The organism is Methanocrinis sp. (assembly GCF_049974945.1).
Classification (GTDB): domain Archaea; phylum Halobacteriota; class Methanosarcinia; order Methanotrichales; family Methanotrichaceae; genus Methanocrinis.
This window is the reverse complement of sequence record NZ_JBNGCU010000141.1, coordinates 1-3,438: the sequence shown is the minus strand read 5'-3', so window position 1 is coordinate 3,438 and position 3,438 is coordinate 1. Positions and strand designations below refer to the sequence as shown.

General features: G+C 59.9%; 5 protein-coding genes. 3 read left to right on the top strand and 2 right to left on the bottom strand.

All coding sequences use genetic code 11. From position 1 onward, the window contains the following. From ACP5EL_RS09765 to ACP5EL_RS09755, 3 genes are all read left to right on the top strand, one after another. Positions 1–492, top strand: a 492-nt coding sequence (locus ACP5EL_RS09765; RefSeq protein ID WP_428402320.1) for a class I SAM-dependent methyltransferase, incomplete at its 5' end; no start/stop codon positions are given. A gap of 66 nt (positions 493–558) precedes the next feature. After that, entirely contained in the window at positions 559–996 is a 438-nt protein-coding gene (locus tag ACP5EL_RS09760; RefSeq protein ID WP_428402319.1) for a DUF4870 domain-containing protein, read from the top strand. Positions 997–1,042: 46 nt separating this feature from the next. After that, complete coding sequence (locus ACP5EL_RS09755) at positions 1,043–1,498, top strand: PaaI family thioesterase (protein ID WP_428402321.1); 456 nt, start codon at positions 1,043–1,045, stop codon at positions 1,496–1,498. Positions 1,499–1,500: 2 nt separating this feature from the next. Here ACP5EL_RS09755 and ACP5EL_RS09750 read toward each other — a convergent pair whose 3' ends face one another. Beyond that, positions 1,501–3,087, bottom strand: coding sequence for a sodium:solute symporter family protein (locus ACP5EL_RS09750; RefSeq protein WP_428402318.1), 1,587 nt, complete (start codon positions 3,085–3,087; stop codon positions 1,501–1,503). 5 nt (positions 3,088–3,092) lie between these two features. Continuing rightward, on the bottom strand, positions 3,093–3,323 hold the full coding sequence (locus tag ACP5EL_RS09745; protein WP_428402317.1) for a symporter small accessory protein: 231 nt from the start codon (positions 3,321–3,323) through the stop codon (positions 3,093–3,095). Between the last annotated feature and the right edge of the window lie 115 nt (positions 3,324–3,438).

Genomic DNA, 3,438 nt, shown 5'->3' with positions numbered 1-3,438 from the left:
GACGTCTCCCTTCCCATGCTGGAGTACGCCCGCGAGAAGGCGAAAGAGAGGCTGCGGGAGCAGGGACGGGGGGAGGACATAGAGAGGATCGAGTTTGTAAAGGGCGGCTTTCTCACCTACCAGCACTCGGGCGAGCCCCTCGACGCCGTCGTAACTCAGTTCGTCCTCCACCACCTCCCCGACTTCTGGAAGCAGGTGGCGCTTTTGAGGATCGCGGGGATGCTCAAAGATGGAGGCAGGCTCTTCATCAGGGACGTCGTCTACTCCTTCGACGCCGCCGATTACGAGGGGTTCTTCGACCGCTACCTCTCCCGGATGGCGGAGATCGGAGGCGAGGGGACGCCCACGGATATCCTGGTCCACATCAGAGACGAGCACTCCACCATGGGCTGGATATTGGAGGGGATGATGGAGAGGGCGGGCTTCGAGATCGAGAGGGCCGAGTATCGGGCGGGGTTTATAGCGACCTTTCTCTGCGTCAAAAAGAGCTGATGCCGACAAAGTTTGCCGCAACGTCTTAGTATTTCCAGAGACCTCACCTCGAGGGAGGATTTTATCATGATCGAAGAGAACCGGGACGCCCGGACCTGGGCGACCATCTGCCACTTGAGCTCTCTCTTGATGCTATTCGGAGTCCCCCTGGGCAACGTCCTGGGGCCGCTGGTGGTCTGGCTGGTCAAGAGAAACGAGCACCCCTTCGTCGACGACCAAGGAAGAGAGGCCCTCAACTTCCAGCTGTCGGTCACCCTCTACTGGGTCATCGCGGGAGTCCTGATCTTCCTCTCGGTGGGGTCGATCGCCTTCTTCTGGCCCTCCGCCCACCACAGGATCTTCGACTTCTGGAATCCGATGGCCATGCCCTTCGCCATGCTCTTCGGTTTCTTCCTCATCTTCGGCCTGTTGATCCTGGACGTGATCCTCTCAATCATTGCGGCCGTCAAGACTAGCAACGGTGAAGCTTACCGGTACCCTCTGACCATAAGGGCGATCAAGTAGGCGAAGTACGGGCAGTCTTTTGGCCCCCTGAAGACCGGGTGTGTCGATGGAGTTGATGATGGCCAAAGATGAGATGACGACGGAGGAGACCTTCGAGGCGATCAGAAGGAGCGTCGAGAGAGAGCCCTACGCTCGGACCCTGGGGATCAGGCTGGTGAACCTGGACCTCGGCCGGGCCGAAACTGAGATGGAGTTTTCAGACCATATGGATAACCTCTTCGGGACGGCCCACGGCGGCGCCATCTTCTCCCTGGTCGACGAGGCCTTCGGTGCCGCCGCCAACTCTCATGGGACCGTCGCCCTGGCCCTGAACGTAAACCTCGTCTACGTTCTGCCGCCCTGGCCCGGCGAGACACTACGGGCGGTGGCGACGGAGGTCGATATGTCCGAGACGGCCTCCACCTGCGAGATCCGGGTCCTGGGCGAGGACGGCCGTATCATAGCGACAGCTCAGGCAACAGGCTACCGGAAAAAAGAGAGGCTTCCCTTCTTGGAATCTTAAAATCAGCCGATCCCCTCAAAGCACCTCTCCACGTGCTCGGCGGCCGGAGGCCTCGTCGCCAGGCTCACCGCCACCGTCGCCACGAAGGCCAGGGGCAGAGCCACCACTATAGGATCGACGACGGGCCAGGGCATCGATGGTATTAGGACGTCCCGGCCCAGGACCATCTCCGATATCCCAAGAGCTGCCGCCTCCTTCTGGTGGACGAAGACGAGCATAAAGAGGCTGACGAAGGTCCCGACGACCAGGCCCGCGATGGCTCCGGCCTTCGTCGCCCTCTTCCAGAAGAGGGCGCACCCGTACATGGGGAGGAATGCCGCGGCACAGAGACCGAAGAAGATCGCAGTCCCCCGGGCGATGATGCTATCGGGAAGGACGTACCCCAGGATCACGGCCACAACCACCGCAATGATGATGCCGATCCGGGTTATCAGGATCGATCGCCCTCCCCTGATCCCGGCCAGGGTCTCGTAGACGTCCCGGCCGATGGACGTTCCCTGGGCGTGGAACTGGGAGCTCAGTGTAGACATCCCGGCAGCCAGAAGTGAGAGCATGAAGATGTAGACGAACCACTCGGGCATGGCCGCGTTTATGTAGACCGGTATTATGCTGTCGGAGTTGCCCGAGGCGGCCGCGATCGCTATGACGCCGTCATGCTGGACGAAGTAGACGTTCGAGAGCGCCCCCACCACGAAGGCGACCCCCGTCATCATGAGGATGAAGACCCCGCCGACGAGGACCGCCCTGTTCAGCTCCCGACTCGACTTGATCGTCATGAACCGAACGACGAGCTGGGGCATCGCCAGAACGCCGATCCCGACGCCGAGGACGAGGGTCGATACCAGGGTCCACCACCAGGCCGAGCCGAAGGCCGGCATCGCAGTCCAGCCCAGATGGCCCATGGAGGCGAGGTTTGCGGGGACAAGATCGGCGAGGTCTGTGAGGGCCCGGTGGGCAGGGACGATCCCTCCCAGCTGGCTGTAGGTCATCACCAGAAGGAAGGCCATTCCGACGAACATTATCGTCGCCTGGAGGGCGTCGGTGTACATCACCCCCTTCAGGCCGCCGAGGACGACGTAGGCGGCGATGATGACCGAGAAGAGCATCAGGGCCAGGTTGAAGTCTATGGCCAGGGCGGTCTCGATGAACCTCGCGGCCCCGATCAGGACGACAGAGGCGTACATCGGCATCCCGAAGAAGATCACCAGGCCGCTGAAGTACTGGATGAACCTGCTCTCAAACCTCCGGGCCAATAGCTCCGGGAAGGTCATGGCAGAGAGGTTGTGGCCCATCTTTCTCGTCCTCTTGCCGAAGACGACGAAGGCGATGAATATCCCGACTAAGATGTTCAGGAAGGTTAGCCATAATAGGCCCATCCCAAAGAGGCCGGCGGTGCCGCCGAAGCCGACGATGGCGGAGGTGCTGATGAAGGTCGCACCGTAGCTCATGGCCATGACGTAGGGGTGGATCCTCCTTCCGGCCACCATGTAGTCTGCGGAGTTGCGGGTCTCCCTCCAGCCCCGATACCCCAGGTAGCCGATCGCCAGGATGTAGATCAAAACAATTATGTTGAGCAGTATGATGTCCATTCAGATCACAGCCCCAGCTCCTTCTCTTCCATCTGAGCTTCGCCCTTCTCCCACGAAACTTCCTCACGAATTTCATTGGCTTCCTTCTCTCCACCCCTGTTCCAGTTGACGAGGCCGTAGGCAACGCAAAGTAGCGCACTCAGAACGGAGAGGAGATAGACGCCGATGATCCACGGATCGTTAATCCCCAACATGGTTCCACCAAATCTCGAAAGTTTCCGAATCTCCCACTTCACCGTGATAGCATGTTTCATTATATCACGTTATTAAAGATAACGATCGAAGATTATGAACATTTATAGAGGCGGGGTGCAGGGGTAGAGAAAACCCCGGTCTTCGGGCCGGGGATGA

Excerpts from the sequence above, each read along its gene's own strand:
- ACP5EL_RS09750 (WP_428402318.1), bottom strand. The coding sequence starts at position 3,087 with ATGGACATCATACTGCTCAACATAATTGTTTTGATCTACATCCTGGCG.
- ACP5EL_RS09760 (WP_428402319.1), top strand. The coding sequence starts at position 559 with ATGATCGAAGAGAACCGGGACGCCCGGACCTGGGCGACCATCTGCCAC.
- ACP5EL_RS09755 (WP_428402321.1), top strand. The coding sequence starts at position 1,043 with ATGGAGTTGATGATGGCCAAAGATGAGATGACGACGGAGGAGACCTTC.